The organism is Stenotrophomonas sp. OVS01A (genome assembly GCF_019969775.1).
GTDB classification, from domain to species: domain Bacteria; phylum Pseudomonadota; class Gammaproteobacteria; order Xanthomonadales; family Xanthomonadaceae; genus Stenotrophomonas; species Stenotrophomonas indicatrix.
This window is the reverse complement of sequence record NZ_JAHXYV010000002.1, coordinates 863,867-884,132: the sequence shown is the minus strand read 5'-3', so window position 1 is coordinate 884,132 and position 20,266 is coordinate 863,867. Positions and strand designations below refer to the sequence as shown.

The following is a 20,266-nucleotide window of genomic DNA, read 5'->3' as shown; positions in this document are numbered from 1 at the left end:
CTGCGAGTGTCAGCTCCAGCAACTGTTCGGGCGGATCAAGGGAGATTCCGGCGTGGGCGCCAAGCTCCATGGCGATCGTCGAGATCCAGGCTTACACGGCGGCCCACGCCGGCTCTCGACACCTACGTTGCCAGATTCCAATCAGATAAGGCTTGGCCGCGGCATCCATGCCGCGGACACCCCCGCAACCGGACCCACCCCGCCTTCGACAGATTTCTGCGGTCTGCCACCCACGGAAAAGAAAAAGAAGATCAAAAGCAAAAACGGCCTGGCCGGCCGTTTCCTGTAGAGCCGAGCCCATGCTCGGCTCTATACGAGCAAGCGCAGCGCGCGACCCGCTTCTGCTGTTCTTTTTCTCCTCCGTGGCTGGAGGCGCCCGGAAACTGTCAGGGGTCGGGCAGGTGGGTTGCGCAGGGGCGTGAGCCGCATGGATGCGGCGACCGAGCTTACAGGGACGTACTTGCAGCGGCCCCTGCGCAACCCACCTGCCCGGCCCAATCACATGAATCGCATTTCGCGCCCCACCCACGAGGGGCTGCGCCGTTGGCTGGAATCTACGGCCACCAGCCGTGCCCGAACCGCGCGTAATGATCGGCCGCACGCTCGAACGGATTGCGCGCACTGACACCACCACACAGCAGATACACCGGCAGGTACAGCGGCCCCAGCACCAGATACTGGTACACGTGCGCACGCTCATGGTCATCCAGCCGGATCAACGGCTCCACGCCCCACCCCGCCTGATGCGCGTAAGTACGGCAGCACATGCCCAGATCGTGGCCGGTGTGCAGGATCACGTTGCCCAGGGTGATCGCTCCGCCCGGGCCCCAGGGCCAGTGATCGAAAACCACCGCGCAATCACGACCACTCCAGCGCATCTTCGCACCACCCAGCAACCCGGCCAGACCGCCAAGCAGGCCTATCAGGGTATTGGGCACGGTCCACAGCGCGCCCAGCACCTGCAGCGCGCGCAGCCAGATCGGCCAGGGCCGGGACGCGGTGTTCAATCCGCCTCGTTGGGGATCAGCAGCCACAGCAGCAGGTAGACCAGGATGCCGGGGAAGGCGGCCGACGCCAGCGAGACCACCACGTACAGCACCCGTACCAGGGTCGGGTTCCAGCCGAAACGATGGGCGATGCCGCCCATCACCCCGGCAATCATGCGGTCGTTCAGCGAGCGCGACAGGGTGCGCGGCACAGCGTTCATGGCGAGGTCTCCCGGCTGACTGGCTGTTGCCACTGTAGCGCCTGCAATGTCTACGGCGTGCGTTGGCGCAAGGCCTGCAGGCGGGCGCCGAACCACGCCGCGGAGGTCTGTTCGGGCTTGCCGGGGCAGCGGATCCGGTAGGCCTTGCCACTCATGCTGCTCTGGCTCGCGGCACGCTCGATGAACTGCTCGGCGGTGTCGACCATGTTCTTCTTCAGCAGGTAGTCGTACTTGCGCTGCAGGTGGGAACGCGCATCGGCGGGACCGTACCAGCTGCCATTGCGCTGGAACTGGCACTGGGAGCCATCCAGGCTTCCGATCAACTGCGCGATCTCGCGGCGCGCATCGGCGCTCGGCGCAGCGCTGGCGACGCCGGGCGCAAGGGCCAGAGCAAACGCGAGCAGAGGGGAATGTTTCATGGCGTGCGTTCCTTCAGCCAGTTGTCGATGGTCGCCGGCACTTCGCGCTGTGCGCGGCCGGAGACGTAGATGCCGATATGCCCACCGCGGAAACTGGATTCGGTGTAGTCCTGCGTGCCCAGCCGGCCACGCATCGCGCGCGATGCATCCGGTGGCACCAGATGATCCTGTTCGGCGTAGATGTTCAGCACCGGCAGGGTCACCTGCGACAGATCCACCGCCTCTTCGCCGATGCGCACGGTGCCGTTGACCAGGCCGTTGCCCTGGTAGAACTGCTTGATGAACTCGCGGAAGGCTTCACCCGCGAGGTCCGGCGAGTCGAAGATCCACTTTTCCATGCGCAGGAAATCCTCCAGCGCCGCCTTGTCATCGAGGATGTCGAGCAGGCCCACGTACTTCTGCACGTTCAGGCGGAATGGCTTGAGCATCAGGTAGCTGGCATTCATCAGATCGGCCGGGATGTTGCCCAGCGTATCCACCAGCAGATCCACATCCACCTGCTGGGCCCAGTGCGACAGCATGTTGTCGGCGGTCTGGAAGTCGACCGGGGTGACCATGGTGATCAGGTTGCCCAGCTTCTGCCGCCGCAGTGCGGCGTAGCACAGGGCGAACACGCCGCCCTGGCAGATGCCGAGCATGTCGACCGTTCCACCACTGCGCGCGCGCAGCGCATCCACCGCGCCATCGATGTAGCGCAGCAGATAGTCCTCAAGCGTCTGGTAGCGTTCGGAACGGTCCGGATAACCCCAGTCCAGCACATATACGTCCTGGCCCAAGGCCAGCAGCTTCTGCACCAGCGACCGATCGGCCTGCAGGTCCACCATGTACGGGCGGTTGACCAGTGCGTACACGATCAGCAGCGGTGTGCGCCGCACCGGCGCGTTCTCGCCGACGAAGCGATACAGCACCACTTTGCCATCGCGCCAGACTTCTTCGCGGGCGGTGGCGCCATAGTCGACATCCTCCACCTGCGGCAACAGCTTCAACCCTTCCATCAGCTTGCGCTGCATGGCCAGGGTCTCCTGCATCAGGTCATCGGCATTGAAGCCCAGCGGTCCTTTCATGGCTTACGACTTCCGCGTGGTCGCGCGGGTGGTGACCTTCTTCGCTGGCGCTTTCTTCGCAGCAGCTTTCTTCGCAGCAGGCTTCTTCGCTGCAGCCTTCTTCGCTGCAGGCTTGCGCGCGACGGGCTTGACCCTGGCAGGCGCCGGCTGGGCCACCGGATCGACGGCATCGGTACCGGCAAGCACCGCCACCTGTGCCTGCACCCGGCGCAGGCTGCGCTCGAGCTCGGCAATGCGACGGTGGGCGGCATCCATCTCGCTGCGGGTGGGCAGGCCGATGCGTTCACTCATCTGTTCAACCTCGCGCTGCAGGCCTGCGCGCAGGCGCATCTGTGCGTTGCCCAGCGAGGCATACACCTGCTGGAACGGCTCGGACATGGCGACCTTGGCGTAGGCCTCCTCGGCGACTTCAATCCACAGATCGAACATCGCCCGGGCGCTGGTCAGCTGGCTGCCGGGCTGCTCGTGTTCGGCCAAGCGCTGTTCGAACAGGTCGAACGCCTCTTCCAGTGCCTGCTTGATCTGCTCGACATAGGCCTGCGAATGCTGCTGGTATTCCTCCTGCGCGCGCAGCAGAGCCTGCCACCGCGCCTGGTGCTCGCGGCCGGGCCCGAACGCCGGGCTCTGCAGCCAAGGGCCAGCCAGCGTCTGCAACTGCTGGAACCACGCCGTGAACTCGGGCGGAGCAGCGTCCACATGGGTGCTGCCGCGGGCCCCCTGCAGCATCCACTGCAGCATGCCGTCGCCCTGCCCCTTCACCGCTTCACGCCAGGCCTGGGCAACCTCAGCACTGCTGGCATCGCGGCCGGCAAAGCGTGCAGCGACTTCCTGCATGGTGCCGTACCAGCTGCCAGCCTGCTCGCGGAACCGCCGCACTGCCTCTTCGGGCGCGGCAGCACCGGTCCCGGGCAGCAGTTGGCCCCACCAGTCGAACAGGCGCTTCCAGCTGCCCGGGTCGTCGCCAGCCGGGGTTCCCGGTACGGCTGCATGGCGCAAGGCATCACCCCAGGCGCCGAAGTACTGGCGGGCCAGATTTTCGAAATCGCTGCTGCCGGCGTCGTTGGCCGAGCTGGTCATCGCGCTCCTCCGCAGGGCTGGGTCATGGCTTGGGAATGCGCAGGGTCTTGCTGATCATCAGCGACCCGGACAACGCGAACAGCAGCACCAACGGATGCAGCTGCCAAGGGCCAATCTGCCACTGGCCCAGCCACAGGTCGTGGCCGATGGCATCGGTGCCGGCGGCGATCGCCAGCACGATCACCAGCGCCAGGCTGGTGGGAATCGGCGTTCCCTCGAAGTACTTCACCTTGCCTTCGTCACCGCTCATCGCCTCGGCGGTTACGTTGTAGCGAGCCAAGCGGCTGACGCCGCAGCAGACGAAGTAGCTCAGCACCAGCCAGTCCCAGCCCCCCTGCATGCCACAGGCATAGGCCAGCGCTGCGGGCGCGACCCCAAAGGAAATGACGTCCGACAGCGAGTCGAGCTCGCGGCCCAGGGTCGAACTGGATTTGCGCCAGCGCGCGATGCGGCCGTCCAATGCGTCGAAAATGAAAGCCAGCGGGATCAGCGCCATGCCGAACAGCAGGTAGCCGCGCTCGCCATCCTGCAGGAAACGCATTGCGGCAAACACCGCGCCGGTGCCGCAGAAAGCGTTGGCGAGGGTGAACCAGTCCGCCAGATGGAACTCGCGCAGCATCGAGAAGTGACGTTTCATGAAGTCTCACGGGGCATCAAGGCCCACAGGGTACCGCGAGCGCCGCCACCGGCAACAGCGTGGGCTGCCCCTGTCCTTCACCCGTCACTCACCGATCCTCACCAGCGGTGAATTTTTCGCCACCCATCTTGACAGCCTAGGGGGGTGGCGCCTGTCAGCGCTTATCCACAAAGTTGCCCACGCGTAATCCACACCCCCTGTGGACAACTGGTTCTCACCGACTGCGACGCTGGACATTTCCTCATCACCACAAGCCGGGGTTTCCCTACTTCCCAAGCCGATCCGCCAGCGCTATGGTCTGCGGCGGACCCGCCGCCGCCACGTCCGACTCCTTACCGACGGACGATGTTGATGCTGGATGCACGCACCCTGGCCGCGCAGTTGCGGCAGCCCCATGGCGAGGCCGCGCTGGCCGTGGGCGAATCGATGAACCGCAGCAACGACGCCCTCAACCAGGCGGCGATCGCACTGCTGGCCGTCGCTGCCGGAGAGCAGGTGCTGGAAATCGGTCCTGGCAACGCCGCCTTTGCGCCGCTGCTGCTGCAGGCCAGTGGCAGTCGCTACGTGGGTGTCGAGCTGTCCAGTGCCATGGTCGACGCCGGCAACCAGCACCTTGCCGCCAGCGGCCTGGCTGGCCGTGCCGCGCTGCGCGAGGGTGATGCCCATGCCCTGCCCCTGGCTGATGCCAGCGTCGGTGCTGCGCTGGCGGTCAACACCCTGTACTTCTGGCCGAACCTGGCCCCGGTACTGGATGAACTGGCACGGGTGCTGCATCGCGGCGGCCGGCTATGCCTGGCCTTCGGCGATGCCGGATTCATGCGTAGCCTGCCCTTTGCCGCCGACTTTGAGCTGCATGAGCTGGACGCAGTGGAGCTGGCGCTGCGGGTGTCCGGCTTCACCGTCACGGCATGGCGCTCGCATCGCGAATGCACGGCCGGCAATGACGGCCAGCAGCGGGAAAAGCACTTCCACCTGCTGCTGGCGCGCCGGCGCTGAAGCTCTCCCCGCCGGGCATGGCCCGGCGCTACCGAGGCTGCGCCGGATGGTAGCGCCGGATGGTAGCGCCGGACCATGTCCGGCGAGCGCAGCGGCCTCCGGAATGCCTCAAAGCCGGCTGAAGGACCAGCTCTGCATGCGACCATCCCGGTAAGGCATCACCCCGTGGAACGGGCGCGGATCGGCATCGAACACCAGCGGCAGGAAGTTGCGGTCGCCCTCCCACATCGGCAGCTGGTCCAGCTTGTCCACGTCCACCCACTCCAGGGTGCCTTCATGGTTGCCGCCGTGCGGGGCACCCTCGAAGCTGTCGATGACGAACACGAAACCGAACCAGTCCTCACCGTGCTTGCCGAAACCCGGCCAGCTGATGGTGCCGCGCAGGCGCATGGCCGTGCAGTCGATACCGGCTTCCTCGGCGATTTCGCGGCGCATGCCGGCGGCAACGTCCTCGGTCGGCTCGACCTTGCCGCCCAGGCCGTTGTACTTGCCCAGGTGGTGGTCGCCCGGCCGGGTATTGCGGTGGATCATCAGCACCTGGCGGCGATCGGGCGAGAGCACATAGCCCAGGGTGGCGACGATCGGGGTATACGGCATGTGCGGGTCCGGCGGCGGGTCAGCCGTGGATTATGGCCGATCAACGCACCAGCGACAGGCGACGGTCGCCGGCACCCACGGTGTTGCCGTCTGGATCACGGCGCAGGGTGGCCACGCCGTGGCCGCGTTCGGCCAGGTATTCCAGCCATTTGCCGAGGAAGGTGTTCATCCGCATGCGATGGCTGATCAGCTCGGCCGGCGGTGGGTACAGGCCCATCGTGTCCTGCCAGCGGCGGCCGACGTAGCAGTGGGTGGTCTCGGCCTGGCGCGCGTCCCGGTACAGGCGGACGAAGGCCGATGGGTCCGGTTCACCGGTCACCGGGTCGGCCAGGTCATAGGTCAGGCGCAGCTCGACCGTGTAGCGGTGGCACTCGATCACGTCCAGGCGCACGTCCAGGCCATCACCCACCGAAGAGACGTAGCTTCCCGCCACCAGCTCGGCCGGCGCGAACAGGCGCACCAAGTGACGGTAGTTCTCTGCGTACAGCCCCATGAGCCAGCTCAGCCGGCTCAGGCGGGGAATGCGCTCGGTACGGGGCAATGCTCGGGCCATGGGTTGATCCTACACGTTGGCCCTTCAACGTGGGGACTGATCGGCCCCGGCCAAAGGGGCCCTGTATCGACCAACGGTCGATACCCACCGCGCAGGTGGGCCACGACTGTGGCTCGTAGCGCCCCGTCAACCGCGCAGATGGGCCACGACCGTTGGTCGTGGCGCCCCCGTCAATACAGTTCGCGCTGCAGCCCCAGCGTACCGAGCACCTTGCTGGAGATCTCCTCGATCGAGGTATGGGTGGTGCTGAGGGTCGGGATGCGTTCCATCTGGAACATGACCTCCGCCGCAGCCACCTCGCGCTTGCAGGTGTCCAGGTTGGCGTAGCGCGAATTGGGCCGGCGCTCCTGGCGGATCTGCTGCAGGCGGTCCGGGTCGATGGTCAGGCCGAACAGCTTGCGCCGGTAGTTGCGCAGGCGGGGCGGCAGGCGGTCGCTCTCCAGATCCTCGTCGGTCAACGGGTAGTTGGCCGCGCGCACCCCGTAATGCAGGGCCAGGTAGATGCAGGTAGGCGTCTTGCCCGCCCGCGACACCGCCACCAGGATCACGTCGGCATCGTCGTAGTTCACCGCGATGCCATCGTCGTGGGTCAGCGCGAAGTTCATCGCGTTGATGCGCCGGTGGTAGGTGTCGAAGTCGACCATGCCGTGGGCCTGGCCGACCCGGTTCAGGCGCGAGCTGGACAGTTCGCGCTCCAACGGCTCGATGAACGGGGCGAACACATCCAGCATCAGCGCCCCGCTTTCGGCCAGGATCAGGCTCAGGCTCTGGTCCACGCAGGAGTTCACCACGATCGGCCGGACCTGGTAGCGCTCCCCCGCCGCCTGGATCCGGGCACAGGCTTCGCGGGCTTTTTCGGGGTCATCGACAAATGACATCCGGTCGGTAATGAAGCTGAACCCGGAGAACTGGGTCAGCAGGCTATGCCCAATGGTTTCAGCGGTGATACCGGTTCCATCGGAAACGTAGAACACCGGACGGATGGTCGACATGCGCGCATTTACCCCCTACGAAGCCTAAAAGGGCCGCCAACACAAGCTTGTGCCGACGGTGGTCTGCCCGGCATCATATCGGCTTCTTCCTACGGACGCGGCCATCAAAGCCCGCCTCGGGCGATGGCCAAACGGAGCATCGCGCTTGAACGAGAACATCCTGTGGTTGCACGAACTGCGTCTGGCCGACCTGGCCCGCGTAGGCGGCAAGAATTCCTCGCTGGGCGAGATGATCGGCAACCTTGCCGGTCTGGGCGTCTCCGTTCCGGGGGGCTACGCGACCACGTCTGAAGCCTTCAAGGACTTCATCGCGCACAACGACCTGTCCAAGCGCATCTTCGACAAGCTGGCCACGCTGGACGTCGAGGACGTCAACGCGCTGACCGCAGCCGGCAAGGAGATCCGCAGCTGGGTGATCGACGCGCCGCTGCAGCCGCAGCTGGACCAGGACATCCGCACCGCCTATGCCAAGCTGAGCGCCGACAACGGCGGCGGCGACGTGGCCGTGGCCGTGCGCTCCTCGGCCACCGCCGAAGATCTGCCCGATGCTTCCTTCGCCGGCCAGCAGGAAACCTTCCTCAACGTCACCGGTGCCGACGATGTCGTGCACAAGGTCAAGGAAGTGTTCGCCTCGCTGTACAACGACCGTGCCATCGCTTACCGCGTGCACCACGGCTTCAAGCACGAGGACGTGTTCCTGTCCGCAGGCGTGCAGCTGATGGTGCGTTCGGGCGTGGGCGCGTCCGGCGTGCTGTTCACCCTGGACACCGAGTCCGGCTTCCGCGACGTGGTGTTCGTCACCTCCTCGTTCGGCCTGGGCGAAATGGTCGTGCAGGGCGCGGTCAACCCCGACGAGTTCTACGTCTACAAGCCCACCCTGCAGGCCGGCAAGCCGGCGATCCTGCGCCGCTCGCTCGGCAGCAAGGCGATCCGCATGGTGTACTCGGATGTCCCCGGCGAGCGCGTCAGGATCGAGGACACCCCGGCCGAACTGCGCAGCACCTTCTCGATCAACGATGAAGACGTGGCCGAACTGTCACGCCAGGCGCTGACCATCGAAAAGCACTACGGCCGCCCGATGGACATCGAGTGGGCCAAGGACGGTGTCAGCGGCAAGCTGTTCATCGTGCAGGCGCGCCCGGAGACCGTGAAGTCGCGCAGCCATGCCACCCAGATCGAGCGTTTCGCGCTGACCGAGAAGGGCGGCAACGTTCTCGCCGAAGGCCGCGCCGTGGGCGCCAAGATCGGTGCCGGCGTGGCGCGCGTGGTGAAGACGCTTGAAGACATGAACCGCGTACAGCCGGGCGACGTGCTGATCGCCGACATGACCGATCCCGATTGGGAGCCGGTGATGAAGCGTGCCTCGGCGATCGTCACCAACCGCGGCGGCCGTACCTGCCACGCGGCGATCATCGCGCGCGAGCTGGGCGTGCCGGCCGTGGTCGGTTCGGGCAACGCCACCAAGGTCATCGAGGATGGCCAGCTGGTCACCGTCAGCTGCGCTGAAGGCGATACCGGCTTCATCTACGAAGGCAAGCTCGGCTTCGAGCGCACCACCACCGATCTGGGCAACATGCCGCCGGCACCGTTGAAGATCATGATGAACGTGGCCAACCCGGAGCGTGCCTTCGACTTCGGCCAGCTGCCGAACGCGGGCATCGGCCTGGCGCGTCTGGAAATGATCATCGCCAGCCACATCGGCATCCACCCCAACGCGCTGCTGGAATACGACCGCCAGGATGCGGCGACGAAGAAGAAGATCGACGAGAAGATCGCCGGTTATTCCGACCCGGTCGGCTTCTACGTGGACCGTCTGGCCGAAGGCATCGCCACCCTGACTGCTTCGGTCGCGCCAAACCCGGTGATCGTGCGACTGTCGGACTTCAAGTCCAACGAGTACGCCAACCTGATCGGCGGCAGCAACTACGAGCCGCACGAAGAGAACCCGATGATCGGCTTCCGCGGCGCCAGCCGTTACGTCGATCCGAGCTTCTCGGCCGCCTTCGCACTGGAGTGCAAGGCCGTGCTGCGCGTGCGCAACGAGATGGGCCTGGACAACCTGTGGGTCATGATCCCGTTCGTGCGCACTCTGGAAGAAGGCCGCAAGGTCGTGGAGGTGCTGGCCCAGAACGGCCTGAAGCAGGGCGAGAACGGCCTGAAGATCATCATGATGTGCGAAGTGCCGTCCAACGCACTGCTCGCCGATGAGTTCCTGGAGATCTTCGACGGCTTCTCGATCGGGTCCAACGACCTGACCCAGCTGACCCTCGGCCTGGACCGCGATTCGTCGATCGTGGCGCACCTGTTCGATGAGCGGAACCCGGCGGTGAAGAAACTGCTGTCGATGGCGATCAAGTCGGCACGGGCCAAGGGCAAGTACGTCGGCATCTGCGGCCAAGGCCCGTCCGATCATCCGGATCTGGCCGAATGGCTGATGCAGGAAGGCATCGAGTCGGTGTCGTTGAATCCGGATACCGTGGTCGATACCTGGTTGCGCCTGGCCAAGTTGAAGGCCAAAGGTTGACCTGTTGACGTGTGATGGCTGACGTCGCTTTCATCGACGTCTGCCCATACTGAAGCTGCACGCAAGCCCCGCCTCTGCGGGGCTTGCTGTTTCTGGCGTCCGCGTACGCCATGTTTCCGTCGCACCTGTTCCCGTTGCAAAGGAGTCCGCATGATCGCCGCTGCCCCACCCTCCCCCGCCACGACCTCCTGGTTCCGCTCACTCGACTGGGAACGCCTGCTGGAGACCTACGGCGTGCCGTTGCTGGCCGCGATCGTGGTGCTGCTGGTCGGCATGTGGCTGGCACGACGGCTGTCCAATGCCATGCCGCGCGCCACCTCGCGCATGGGCGTGGACCCGATGCTGGGCAGCTTCCTGCGCAACGTGGTCTACGCGGCCTCGCTGGTGATCGTGGTGATCCTGGCCATCGGCACGCTGGGCGTGCAGATCACTCCGCTGCTGGCCGTGCTCGGTACCGCCGGCTTGGCCGTTGGCCTGGCGCTGAAGGATTCGCTGTCGAATATCGCCTCCGGCGTGATGCTGGTGACCCTACGTCCGTTCCGCGTAGGCGATGTGGTGACCATCGCCGGGCAGACCGGCACGGTTCGCGAGGTACGCATTTTCCAGACCGTGATCACCGGCGCGGACAACCAGCACACCACCATTCCGAACACGCTGATCACCGCCGCACCGATCATCAACCTCACCGCAGAGCCCACCCGCCGCGTCGAGCTGGTGGTGGGCATCGGTTACGAAGACAACATCCAGTTGGCGCGTGATACCGCACTGGCGCTGATGAAGGCCGACCCGCGCGTGCTGCAGACGCCGGCACCGGATGTGGTGGTGTACGAGCTGGGTGCGCACGCGATCAACCTGGGCATCCGCTGCTATGTGAAGTCGGCCGATCACTTTGGCACCAAGGTCACCCTGCTCGAACAGATCAAGCTGGGCTACGACAAGGCCGGCATCAACATCCCGTATCCGCAGCAGGACATGCACCTGTACCTGCATGGCAAGGATGGCGGCGTGGTCGAGGCCGACGCACTGGTGCGCGACAAGCCCTGATCGGCAGTGCCGGCCAGTGGCCGGCACCCATCCGCCGTCATCGGTAGCGCCGGGCCATGCCCGGCGGACGCTGCTTCAGGCCTCGACTGCCTCTTCCAGCACCGGATAGTCGGTGAATCCCGCCGCGCCACCACCGAAGTACGTCGCGCGATCGGGCGAATTCAACACCGCGCCGCTGCGCAGGCGCTCGGGCAGATCGGGATTGGCGATGAACGGCCGACCGAAGCCGATCAGGTCGGCCCAGCCCTCCGCAAGCGCCTGCGCGGCACGCTCGGCGGTGTACTTGCCGGCGTAGATCAACGTGCCCGGATAGATCATCCGCAGCGCCTGCTTGAACGCGACGGGCATCACCGGGGCATCCTCCCAGTCGGCCTCGGCGATGTGCAGGTAACCCACACCCAGCTCGCCCAGCAGGTGTGCGGCAGCCAGATAGGTCGCCTGCGGCGTGTCATCCACCGCCCCCTGCAGCGTGGTCAGCGGCGCCAGACGCACGCCGACACGCTCGCCGCCAGCGACATCGACCACCGCCTGCACCACCTCGCGCAGGAAGCGCAGGCGATTGCGCAGCGCGCCGCCATAGCCATCGGTACGCTGGTTGGCCTGCGAGTCGATGAACTGGTTGATCAGGTAGCCGTTCGCGCCGTGCAGCTCGACGCCATCGAATCCGGCAGCCAGTGCATTGCGGGTGGCCTGCGCATAGTCGGCCACGATGCCCGGAATCTCGTCCTCGCCCAGCGCGCGCGGCATCGAGTGCTGGATCATTTCGCCCACGCCGGATTCCGGACCGGCGCCGGTCGGGTCGACGAAGACCTTCACCCCTTCGGCCAGCAGTGCCGAGGAAGAGACCGGCGCCGCGCCGTCCGGTTGCAGGGCCACATGGGAGACACGGCCGACATGCCAGAGCTGGGCGTAGATGCGCCCACCGGCCGCGTGCACGGCATCGGTGACCCTGCGCCAGCCCTGCACCTGTTCGTCGCTGTGGATGCCCGGGGTCCAGGCATAGCCCTGGCCCTGCGGGCTGATCTGGGTGCCTTCGCTGACGATCAGCCCGGCACCAGCGCGCTGGGCGTAGTACTCGGCCATCTGCGCGGTGGCGACATTGCCGGCCGCCGCACGCGAGCGGGTCATCGGTGGCATCACGATACGGTTGGGCAGCGTCAGCGCGCCCAGGCGGTGGGGGGTGAACAACATGGCGGCACTCTCTTGCGGGGGACTGCCGGCAAGGATGGGGATGGCGCTGCGCGCGCAACAGGCGCGTCCACGCAAAACAGTTGTGCCTGGCAGGCAAGGGTCAGAGCCCTTCCCTGCGGCGGTCGGGGTCGGATCCCTTCCCGCAGGAAAGGGCTCCGACCCCATCGTTACAACGTCGGCTCGATCAACGCCCCGCCGTGGGCGACACGGTCATAGCAGGCGCGCACGACATCTTCGCCGTACTTCAACTCCAGCCGGCGCACGATGAAATGGCCGCGGGCCATGTCCTGGTAGTAGTCGGTGAACATGGTGTTGAGCGTCGCGCCGGCCGCCGCACCGACGATTGGTACCGCCTGCGCGGCAAACTTCTCGGTGACCACCACGCCGAAACGGGCGGCGACCTTTTCCACCAGCTTGGCCAGCAGCTTGCCGGCTTCCTTCGGCGCCACGCCCAGGGTCAGGTCACGTCCGGTCACCACGCGCCCGGCCAGTTCGGCCGAGAGGTGGCGCATGACATCGGTGGTGAAACCACGGGCGAGGTAGTAGCCGGTCTCGCTGGCATCGTCGCGCGGCGAATTGCCACCCAGTGCGAACACCTCCAGGCAGGCCTGGCGGGTGCTGAACTGCGATAGATCGAAGCCTTCGCTGCGGGCGACGTCGGCTACCGCGCGCATCATGATCGTGGTCGACACCGGCAGCTCGATGAACAGCGCAGCGAAACCGAACGCCCCACCCACCGCGCCGGACGTCGCCGCCGCCAGCTTGTGCCAACGTGTCGAGGCGCCCTTGCCAGGGGTGTTGTCCATGCTCCACAGCGCGGCCTGCACCGATTTGGACAACGCCGCCTGCACCGCACCGTGGATGCGGTTGGACACCGAGGTGGGAAGCGCCTTCACCGCGAACTCCAGCGGCGTCCCGACCAGGTTGGCCATGCGCGCGGTGATCGTGGGGGCTTCCAGCAGCGCTACCGCCCGCTGCAGGTCAGACCAGTCACCAGCGTCGTGGGCGATATCGCGGGGCAGCAGGATGGGCTCGTTCATGCGGCCGATCTTAGCGCCAGGGAGTTGAACGCAAGGTGGTGCCGGCCGCTGGACGACGACCCTGCGCCGCCGGCTGGGATCAGGCGATTGCCGGCCAGCGGCCGGCACTGCCCCTCACGGGCTCGGCAGCCCCGACAGCGCGCCCATGAACTGGCGGTAGTGGCGCAGTTCGTTGATCGAATCGTGCACATCGCTCAGTGCGGTGTGGTTGCTGTTCTTGCCCACGCCCGCAGCCACGCTTGGCGCCCAGCGCTTGGCCAGTTCCTTCACCGTGGACACGTCCAGGTTGCGGTAGTGGAAGTACTTTTCCAGCCGCGGCATCTGCCGGTGCAGGAAGCGGCGGTCCTGGCAGATGGAGTTGCCCGACATCGGTGACACGCCGGCCGGAATCCACTGCGCCAGGAAGGCCACGGTCTGCGCTTCGGCCTGGCCAAGCGTGGTGGTGCTGTCGATGACGCGCTGCCACAGGCCCGAACGACGATGCTGGTTGCGGTTCCACTCGTCCATCGCTTCCAGCGTTTCCAGGGGGTGATGGATGGCGAACTCCGGGCCCTCGGCCAGCACGTTGAGCTGGGCATCGGTGACCACGGTGGCGATCTCGATGATCGAATCGTTGTCGGTATCCAACCCGGTCATTTCCAGGTCGATCCAGATCAGCCGCTCGTTGGCCGCGCCGTTCTCTGCCATCGTGTCGCCTCGTTGCTGGGCAGGCACGAGGCCGGCCGGTAAAGGGAAGTGGCGGCCATCATACCCTTTCGCCACTCAGCCCTCGCCAGCGTGGTCCTCCAGCAGCAGCGGCGGCTTGCCACGCTTGGCCCTGAAGTAGTTGGTCAGCCGGTTGCCCGCTTCCTTGGCCAGCACACCGGCATGGACCTCCACGCGGTGATTGTGGCGGGCATCAGCGACCAGATCGAATACGCTGCCGCAGGCGCCGGTCTTGGGGTCGCTGGCACCGTAGACCAGGCGCGCCACGCGTGCGTGCACGATCGCCATCGCACACATCGCGCACGGCTCCAGGGTGACATACAGGGTGCTGCCGATCAGGCGGTGATTGGCCAGCATCCGCCCGCCCTCGCGCATGGCCACGATCTCGGCATGCGCGCTGGGATCGTGCGAGGCAATGTTGAGGTTCCAGCCCTCGCCCAGCAGCTGACCGTCGGCACCCACCAGCACCGCACCGACCGGGATCTCGTCAAACTCGCGTTGCGCACGTTCGGCCAATGCCAATGCGTGGCGCATCCAGCTCTCGTCGACGTCGTGCACCGGCACGCCCAAGGCATCAGTCATGGCGTTTCTCGGATTCAAGGAATGAGCGCGCGCGTAGTGTAACGCAGGCCTTTTGGCGCTTCCGATGCGCGGATGCGAAGCGCCGCACCGGCAAACGCTGCATCGCCGCTTGATCTGCTGTGAAGACTCCTTCACGCTACGACCGCGTTTTCGTCATCTGACGACTGTGCACTGCTGCTTGCTGGCAGCGATTTCACCTTTCGATCTCTACAGGGGGTAGTTTTGAACGCAGTTGCAGAAACCACCGTGCAGGCCAGCCCTGCCGGAAAAGCCGCATGGATCACGCTGGCGATCGCTTGGCTGTGCTTCCTCGTCCCGTTCCCCGGCCTGGGCCTGTTCCTGGGCTGGCCGCTGAACCTGGTGGCCTTCATCCTCGCCATCGTCGCGATGGCCAAGGGCGGCGCCATGAAGGGCCTGTTCCAGCTGCTGGGCTCGATCATCGTTTCGCCGATCGTGTACTTCGTCGGCCTGGCGATCTTTGCCGGCACCGTGAGCGGCATCAGCGCGCAGAGCAAGGGCCAGTACGATGCGGCCGTTGCTGAAGCCAGCGTCTCGTCCGCCGCCGCGGAGGCAGACGCTGCCGCCAAGGCTGCAGAACCGGCAGCCACCGCCGTCACCAACGATGCCGCTGCGGCCTCCGCCTCGGCTGTGGAAGTGACCGCCACCACGATGTTCAGCGACTACCAGGACAACGAGATCGCTGCCGATGGCAAGTACAAGGGCAAGGCGCTGCTGGTTTCCGGCACGGTCGACTCGATCAGCTCGGACTTCATGGACAAGCCGGTCGTGCAGCTGAGCGCCAAGCCGTTCGGCTTCGTACAGGCCAGCGACCTGCCTAAGGACGTGGCTGCCAGCCTGAAGAAGGGCCAGAAGGTCACGCTGGCCTGCACCGGCAATGGCGAAGTCATCGGCTTCCCGGCACTGTCCGCCTGCACCGTGCAGTGAGGCGCAGCGAACGGTGACATCCAAGGCCCCGCTTCGGCGGGGCTTTCTGTTTGCGGGGGTCGCACCGGTACAATCCGGGTACTGCAAAGCACCTTGGCCGATCCCATGACCACCCTGCGCCCTTCCCGCACCACCGATGGCGACGCTCTCGTCGATCTCTGGCGCCGGGCCGTCGACGCCACCCATGATTTCCTCAGTACCGAAGACCGTCAGGCTATCGATGCTGAAGTTGCCGGCTTCCTGCCACAGGCCCCGATGGTCGTGGCCGTCGGCGACCAGGACCAGCCGCAGGGTTTCATGCTGATCGACGGCTCGCACATGGAAGCGTTGTTCATCGATCCCGACGCGCGCGGAACCGGTATCGGCCGCCAGCTGCTGCAGCATGCGCTGGCACTGCAGCCGCAACTGACCACCGACGTCAATGCGCAGAATGCGCAGGCCGTGGGCTTCTATCGGCGCATGGGTTTCATCGAAACCGGACGCTCGCCGGTGGATTCGCAGGGTCGTCCGTATCCCCTCATCCACCTGCGCCATCCAGGCTGATCGGCGGTTGGAACGCCGGCCGTTCCCCGGTCAGGCAACCACGTCGAACGCCGGCGAGTAACGCACCTCCCCCTGTGCCATCGGTGGCTGCAGGCACAGGGCCTGGAAATACGCCGCCGGCACGCCGGGTAGTACCAGATCCGGCACGGCACGGAAGCCGAAGCGCCCGTAGTAGGCCGGCTCGCCCAACAGCACGCAGCCCCGCGCGCCCCTCTTGCGCAGAGCCTCGATCGCGACCCGCATCAATGCCGTGCCCACGCCGCGCCCCTGCTGCTGCGGCAGCACCGAAATCGGCCCGAGCCCGAACCAGCCCTGGCTGTCGTCCTGCACGCTGACCGGGGACAGCGCGACATGACCCACCAGTTGGCCCGCATCCTCTGCCACCAGCGAGATGCTCAGCTCGCCACGCTCACGCAATGCGTCGACGATGTGGTGTTCGGTGTGGCTGCTGTGCGGCGCGTTGCGGAAGGCCGCCTCGGTCAGGAAGTGGATTCCAGCAGCGTCTGCGGGCAGTTCAGGGCGGATGGAGAGCATCGTCGGCACGTCGTCGGAACGGAGTAAGCACCTTGATCATGCCGCATCGAGGAAGCAACGGCCCGCGCCTGATGCCCGTACCCCACGTGTGAAATCCGGATACGAATCACAGTTCGCTGCATCCAATCCAGTTTGATAGCGTCAGAATTTCGACTATTTCACTTTTCTGCCGCGAGAATCGCGCAATCTAGCCTTCCCGGGTCCGGGATCGTGGTCACCAAGGAAAGGAGACATGCCGTGATTGCCCGTCTTTCCTCGCCAGTGCGGCGCGCACTTTCGTCGCCCGCAGCGTGCCCCGTCGCGAACGCGCTCACTCCTTCGACCGGAGGCTGACGGTGCGCCGCACATCCCTCCCGTGTCTTGCCTTGCTTCTACTGATTGCCTGCAGCCCGGAGACCGCCATGAACCAGGAACTTGCTTCCGCCGAGTCCGACGTCGCCCAGGGAGGACGTGGCCTGGCCAAGCTCAACCCCTCACCGCGCAAAGCCTATGAACTGGTACTGCGTCTGCACAACCCGCCGGGCAGCTTTGCCGTGGTCGAAGGCGTTGCCCAGTACGATGTCAGCAACGAAGCGCAGTGCGGGTACATCGAGCCCGCCACCGGCGCTCCCGCCCGCATCACCAGCCAGGAGCCGGTGACGCTGCGCAGGGTCACCGATAACGAGTACCGCGGCACCGTCTACCTGGACCGCATGCTCGACGAGGACTACTACGGCCGCGGCGTCTGCCATTGGGCCTTCAGTGGCGCCGGCGCGATGTTGAAGGCGACCGGCGCCGATGGCGAGACGCGCTTCCTGTCCTTCATCGAGGCCGATCCGTTCGTCAAAGGCCAGAGTGAGACGCGCCATTATCCGCAGGGCGACTACCCACGCGTGGCGGACCTGCCCGACTACGGCGCTACCGGCCAGAAGGACGCCAGCCGGTTCCGCCCGGAACTGCAGGACACGCTGTTCTCTGCCACCTTGACGGCCGATGAGGTGCAGCCGTGACCCTCGGCAGCCAGGACTACGCCGCGCTGTCCAACGATGCCTATCGCGACCTGAAAGTCGGTCGCCGCGCCCCCGGACAGGAAGAGCATGTTTCCCTCAATGGGCATGACTACAAGGTGCTCGAGCACGTCAGCAACCGCTTCAATGGCTATCAAGGCACGATCTACCAGCGCGTGGACACGCAGGAGATCGTGGTCTCCCATCGCGGCACCGAGCAGATCGCCCGCGATGGCCTACTCGCCGATGGCGGCATGGTGGTCGCCCGCTACAACGTGCAGGCCGCCGATGCGCTGGCACTGACCCAGCGCGCCCTCGCCTACGCTGCCAAGGAAGGACGCGACCTCGGCCAGGCACCTGAGGTCACCGTCACCGGGCATTCGCTAGGCGGCGCGCTGGCCCAGATCAGCGCGCACCACTACAACCTGAAGGGCGAGACCTTCAACGCCTATGGCGCGGCCAGTCTTGGCTACCGCATTCCCGAAGGCGGCACCAGCGTTGTCAACCACGTCATGGCAGCCGACCCGGTCAGCGCCGCTTCGCCGCACTTCGGCCAGGTGCGCGTGTACGCCACGCCCCAGGAGATCGACACGCTGGGCGACTGGGGCTTCAGCAACAGCCGCCTGCGCATCCTGATTCCCGACAGCGCACTGGGCGCGGCCGCCAACTCCTTCGGTTCGCACAAGCTGGTCAATTTCCTCGGCGAAGACTCGGTGCTGGGCAGGCCGGAGACGCAGGCGTTGGCACGCGACAACATCAAGATGATCGACGAGTACCGGGACAAGATGGAACTGCTGCGCAGTGGCGTCACCACCGGTACGCGCGGCCTGCCGGGCGGCGTCAAGGATCTCTTCGACCATCTGCGTGGCCCCCTGGAGCCGGGCGAACCCGCGCGCCGTGAAGCCGAAAGGCAGGGGCGCCCGATCGGCATGCTGCGCATCGACGACGCCGGCCACGTCGGCAACCCCTTGTTCAATGATGCCCTGCGCGGCGTGCACGCACAGGACGCCCGCGTCGGCCGCACACCCGATGGCATGAGCGCGCAACTGGCAGGCTCGCTGGCTGCGGAAATGCATGCCGCCGGCGGACAGCGGATCGACGAGGTACTGATGAGTGCCGACGCGTCACGCAGCTTCGCCCTGCAGGGTGAGGGCGGTGACCCCGGCCATCTGCGCGTGTCCGTCGACACCACCCGCGCGATGAACACGCCGCTGGAGCAGAGCAGCCAGCGCATCGAGCAGCAGGCTGCCGGCCAAGCCCTTGCACGCGAGCAGCAGCTGGAACAGACCCAAGCGACCCAGCGCAGCCTGCACGCCTGAGACGCTTGCTGGAATGAAAACGGGAGCCGGCACTGCCGGCTCCCGTCATTTCTCCGGTCGATCAGGGGCTGGAGACCGCCGAGTTCGCCGCCGGCCCTGCCAGCACGTACGCATCCGGGCCCGAGTCCGGGAAGCCGCCACAGGCCTTGTCGCCCGGCGCCACCGGATCACACGGCCACTGCGCGCGCGTCACGGTATCGCGCAGCTCGAAGCGGGTGCCGTTCCACACCACAAAGGCCAGATGTTCGCGGTTCCAGTCACTGAAGCTGTGCGGACCGGTCTTCTGCGGTGATTCCGGGTACTGCACGAACCAGCGCATGGCCGGCCCGTACTGCAACTTGCTGTGGTCGAGGCTGATCCTGCCTTCGCGGGTGCGGTGACGGGCACGATCGGCCTCGGCGATCGACGGTGCCGCCGGCATTGCCATTGCAGTGATGTCCTGCGGGACGCCATCGCTGCCCACCTGGTACACGCGCTGGCGTACGTAGGCCTGCCCGCAACTGCCGGCTGCGAGTCGGACGGGCTCTGCGGTGTTCTCGTTTGGCAGTGCGCCATCGGCACAGTCGAACGGCGCCGAGACCAGGTAGGTGGTCGTCGACGCATCCGCGGCTTCAAACGAGCGGACCCAGATGTCTCCCAGGCGGGCGATGAAGTCCGGGCGCTGGCCCATGCCGGCCACAGCCTTGAACCATGCCTTCTGGCGCACTTCACGCTCGCGCCAGCTGCGCGGCAGGTGGATGTCCTGCTCAGGCAATGCCACCAGCAGCGCCGCCAGGTGCGGCGGCAACGTGCCCTGGCAGGCGCCGATCATCAGATCGCCCTGCGGTGCGAGGCGACCGGCCAGATCGACCGGGCAGCGCGCACCGAGCTGGCGCTCGGCGGCCTGGTCCGGTGCCAGCGGGATGATCGGCGGTGCGACGGGGGCTGGGGCCGGCGGCGGAACGGGTGCCGGGGCCAGTGCGGCGTCGGGCACCTGTGCAGCAGCGGCAACGGGCGCAGGCACCTGCGCGGGAGCCGGCGATGGGGCTGCGACAGCGGCTGTTGCGACAGGCGTAGCTGGCGCAGCATTGGTGGAGGCAGCTTCGGCCGCTGGTGGTGCCGGTGCTGCTGCGGGCGCTGGCGCAATCGCGGGTTCGGCGGCAACAGCTTCTTGAGCGACGTCCGTCGCCGCCGCCGGCTGCGCTGCGGGTGCGGGCGGCATGGACGACTCCGCCGTAGGCACAGGTGCAGCCACCACGGCAGGCACCGGTTCAGGCGCGGCGACGGGAGCCGGTGCAGCTACGGCATCAGTTGCGGCGTCAGCGGGCGTCT

At 66.4% G+C, this 20,266-nt stretch carries 23 protein-coding genes; 8 read left to right on the top strand and 15 right to left on the bottom strand.

Features of this window, described 5'->3' with window-relative positions:
- Nucleotides 1–289, top strand: a 289-nt coding sequence (locus tag LC407_RS12875; protein WP_223482943.1) for a hypothetical protein, incomplete at its 5' end; no start/stop codon positions are given.
- A gap of 265 nt (nt 290–554) precedes the next feature.
- On the opposite strand, the gene LC407_RS12870 is transcribed toward LC407_RS12875, so the two are convergent.
- Genes LC407_RS12870 through LC407_RS12845 form a run of 6 tightly spaced genes read right to left on the bottom strand, consistent with a single transcriptional unit; the run spans nt 555 to nt 4,404 of the window.
- A complete protein-coding gene (locus LC407_RS12870; RefSeq protein WP_025879253.1) occupies nt 555–1,007 on the bottom strand; it encodes a hypothetical protein in 453 nt (150 codons plus the stop codon).
- The gene (locus LC407_RS12865; RefSeq protein WP_025879254.1) at nt 1,004–1,207 is read right to left on the bottom strand and encodes a PspC domain-containing protein; all 204 of its coding nucleotides are present in this window, start codon (nt 1,205–1,207) and stop codon (nt 1,004–1,006) included. The genes LC407_RS12870 and LC407_RS12865 overlap by 4 nt, the downstream gene beginning before the upstream one ends.
- 50 nt (nt 1,208–1,257) lie before the next feature.
- Nucleotides 1,258–1,626: a YfeK family protein gene (locus LC407_RS12860; RefSeq protein WP_223482942.1), complete on the bottom strand. Its 369-nt coding sequence runs from the start codon at nt 1,624–1,626 to the stop codon at nt 1,258–1,260.
- Nucleotides 1,623–2,690: a class III poly(R)-hydroxyalkanoic acid synthase subunit PhaC gene (locus tag LC407_RS12855; RefSeq protein ID WP_025879256.1), complete on the bottom strand. Its 1,068-nt coding sequence runs from the start codon at nt 2,688–2,690 to the stop codon at nt 1,623–1,625. Before LC407_RS12855 ends, LC407_RS12860 begins: the two co-directional genes overlap by 4 nt.
- 3 nt (nt 2,691–2,693) lie before the next feature.
- Entirely contained in the window at nt 2,694–3,767 is a 1,074-nt protein-coding gene (gene phaE, locus LC407_RS12850) for a class III poly(R)-hydroxyalkanoic acid synthase subunit PhaE (RefSeq protein ID WP_223482941.1), read from the bottom strand.
- A gap of 22 nt (nt 3,768–3,789) precedes the next feature.
- Nucleotides 3,790–4,404: a phosphatidylcholine/phosphatidylserine synthase gene (locus LC407_RS12845; RefSeq protein ID WP_025879258.1), complete on the bottom strand. Its 615-nt coding sequence runs from the start codon at nt 4,402–4,404 to the stop codon at nt 3,790–3,792.
- A 345-nt stretch (nt 4,405–4,749) separates the two neighbouring features.
- Between LC407_RS12845 and LC407_RS12840 the strand changes: the two genes are divergently transcribed.
- Complete coding sequence (locus LC407_RS12840; RefSeq protein ID WP_223482940.1) at nt 4,750–5,400, top strand: class I SAM-dependent methyltransferase; 651 nt, start codon at nt 4,750–4,752, stop codon at nt 5,398–5,400.
- A gap of 108 nt (nt 5,401–5,508) precedes the next feature.
- Here LC407_RS12840 and LC407_RS12835 read toward each other — a convergent pair whose 3' ends face one another.
- The 3 genes from LC407_RS12835 to LC407_RS12825 form a co-directional block, all read right to left on the bottom strand.
- Nucleotides 5,509–5,997, bottom strand: a complete 489-nt coding sequence (locus LC407_RS12835; protein ID WP_093819148.1) for an 8-oxo-dGTP diphosphatase — start codon at nt 5,995–5,997, stop codon at nt 5,509–5,511.
- Between the two features lie 40 nt (nt 5,998–6,037).
- Nucleotides 6,038–6,550: a DUF1249 domain-containing protein gene (locus LC407_RS12830; RefSeq protein WP_025879261.1), complete on the bottom strand. Its 513-nt coding sequence runs from the start codon at nt 6,548–6,550 to the stop codon at nt 6,038–6,040.
- Nucleotides 6,551–6,720: 170 nt separating this feature from the next.
- Nucleotides 6,721–7,542, bottom strand: a complete 822-nt coding sequence (locus LC407_RS12825; RefSeq protein ID WP_025879262.1) for a pyruvate, water dikinase regulatory protein — start codon at nt 7,540–7,542, stop codon at nt 6,721–6,723.
- A 145-nt stretch (nt 7,543–7,687) separates the two neighbouring features.
- On the opposite strand from LC407_RS12825, the gene ppsA reads away from it, so the two are divergent.
- Both ppsA and LC407_RS12815 read left to right on the top strand, forming a co-directional pair.
- The gene (gene ppsA, locus LC407_RS12820) at nt 7,688–10,066 is read left to right on the top strand and encodes a phosphoenolpyruvate synthase (protein ID WP_223482939.1); all 2,379 of its coding nucleotides are present in this window, start codon (nt 7,688–7,690) and stop codon (nt 10,064–10,066) included.
- A gap of 150 nt (nt 10,067–10,216) precedes the next feature.
- A complete protein-coding gene (locus LC407_RS12815; protein ID WP_025879264.1) occupies nt 10,217–11,110 on the top strand; it encodes a mechanosensitive ion channel domain-containing protein in 894 nt (297 codons plus the stop codon).
- 75 nt (nt 11,111–11,185) lie between these two features.
- Here the strand turns inward: LC407_RS12815 and LC407_RS12810 are convergent, their stop codons facing one another.
- From LC407_RS12810 to tadA, 4 genes are all read right to left on the bottom strand, one after another.
- Nucleotides 11,186–12,301, bottom strand: a complete 1,116-nt coding sequence (locus LC407_RS12810) for an alkene reductase (protein WP_223482938.1) — start codon at nt 12,299–12,301, stop codon at nt 11,186–11,188.
- A 167-nt stretch (nt 12,302–12,468) separates the two neighbouring features.
- The gene (locus tag LC407_RS12805) at nt 12,469–13,341 is read right to left on the bottom strand and encodes an EcsC family protein (RefSeq protein WP_105164283.1); all 873 of its coding nucleotides are present in this window, start codon (nt 13,339–13,341) and stop codon (nt 12,469–12,471) included.
- A gap of 114 nt (nt 13,342–13,455) precedes the next feature.
- Nucleotides 13,456–14,028 (bottom strand): oligoribonuclease, encoded by a 573-nt coding sequence (gene orn, locus LC407_RS12800; RefSeq protein ID WP_025879267.1) that lies wholly within the window; start codon nt 14,026–14,028, stop codon nt 13,456–13,458.
- A gap of 75 nt (nt 14,029–14,103) precedes the next feature.
- Entirely contained in the window at nt 14,104–14,628 is a 525-nt protein-coding gene (tadA, locus tag LC407_RS12795; RefSeq protein ID WP_080148523.1) for a tRNA adenosine(34) deaminase TadA, read from the bottom strand.
- Between the two features lie 222 nt (nt 14,629–14,850).
- Here tadA and LC407_RS12790 point away from each other — a divergent pair, with 222 nt between their 5' ends.
- Entirely contained in the window at nt 14,851–15,573 is a 723-nt protein-coding gene (locus LC407_RS12790) for an OB-fold putative lipoprotein (RefSeq protein ID WP_223482937.1), read from the top strand.
- A gap of 105 nt (nt 15,574–15,678) precedes the next feature.
- Nucleotides 15,679–16,116: an acetyltransferase gene (locus LC407_RS12785; RefSeq protein WP_223482936.1), complete on the top strand. Its 438-nt coding sequence runs from the start codon at nt 15,679–15,681 to the stop codon at nt 16,114–16,116.
- A 30-nt stretch (nt 16,117–16,146) separates the two neighbouring features.
- Here LC407_RS12785 and LC407_RS12780 read toward each other — a convergent pair whose 3' ends face one another.
- A complete protein-coding gene (locus LC407_RS12780; RefSeq protein ID WP_223482935.1) occupies nt 16,147–16,650 on the bottom strand; it encodes an N-acetyltransferase in 504 nt (167 codons plus the stop codon).
- A gap of 335 nt (nt 16,651–16,985) precedes the next feature.
- On the opposite strand from LC407_RS12780, the gene LC407_RS12775 reads away from it, so the two are divergent.
- Together LC407_RS12775 and LC407_RS12770 are read left to right on the top strand one after the other, a co-directional pair.
- Nucleotides 16,986–17,639, top strand: coding sequence for a hypothetical protein (locus tag LC407_RS12775; RefSeq protein ID WP_080148522.1), 654 nt, complete (start codon nt 16,986–16,988; stop codon nt 17,637–17,639).
- Nucleotides 17,636–18,955, top strand: coding sequence for an XVIPCD domain-containing protein (locus tag LC407_RS12770; RefSeq protein ID WP_223482934.1), 1,320 nt, complete (start codon nt 17,636–17,638; stop codon nt 18,953–18,955). Before LC407_RS12775 ends, LC407_RS12770 begins: the two co-directional genes overlap by 4 nt.
- A 61-nt stretch (nt 18,956–19,016) precedes the next feature.
- Here the strand turns inward: LC407_RS12770 and LC407_RS12765 are convergent, their stop codons facing one another.
- On the bottom strand, nt 19,017–19,958 hold the full coding sequence (locus tag LC407_RS12765; protein ID WP_223482933.1) for a hypothetical protein: 942 nt from the start codon (nt 19,956–19,958) through the stop codon (nt 19,017–19,019).
- Nucleotides 19,959–20,266 lie beyond the last annotated feature (308 nt).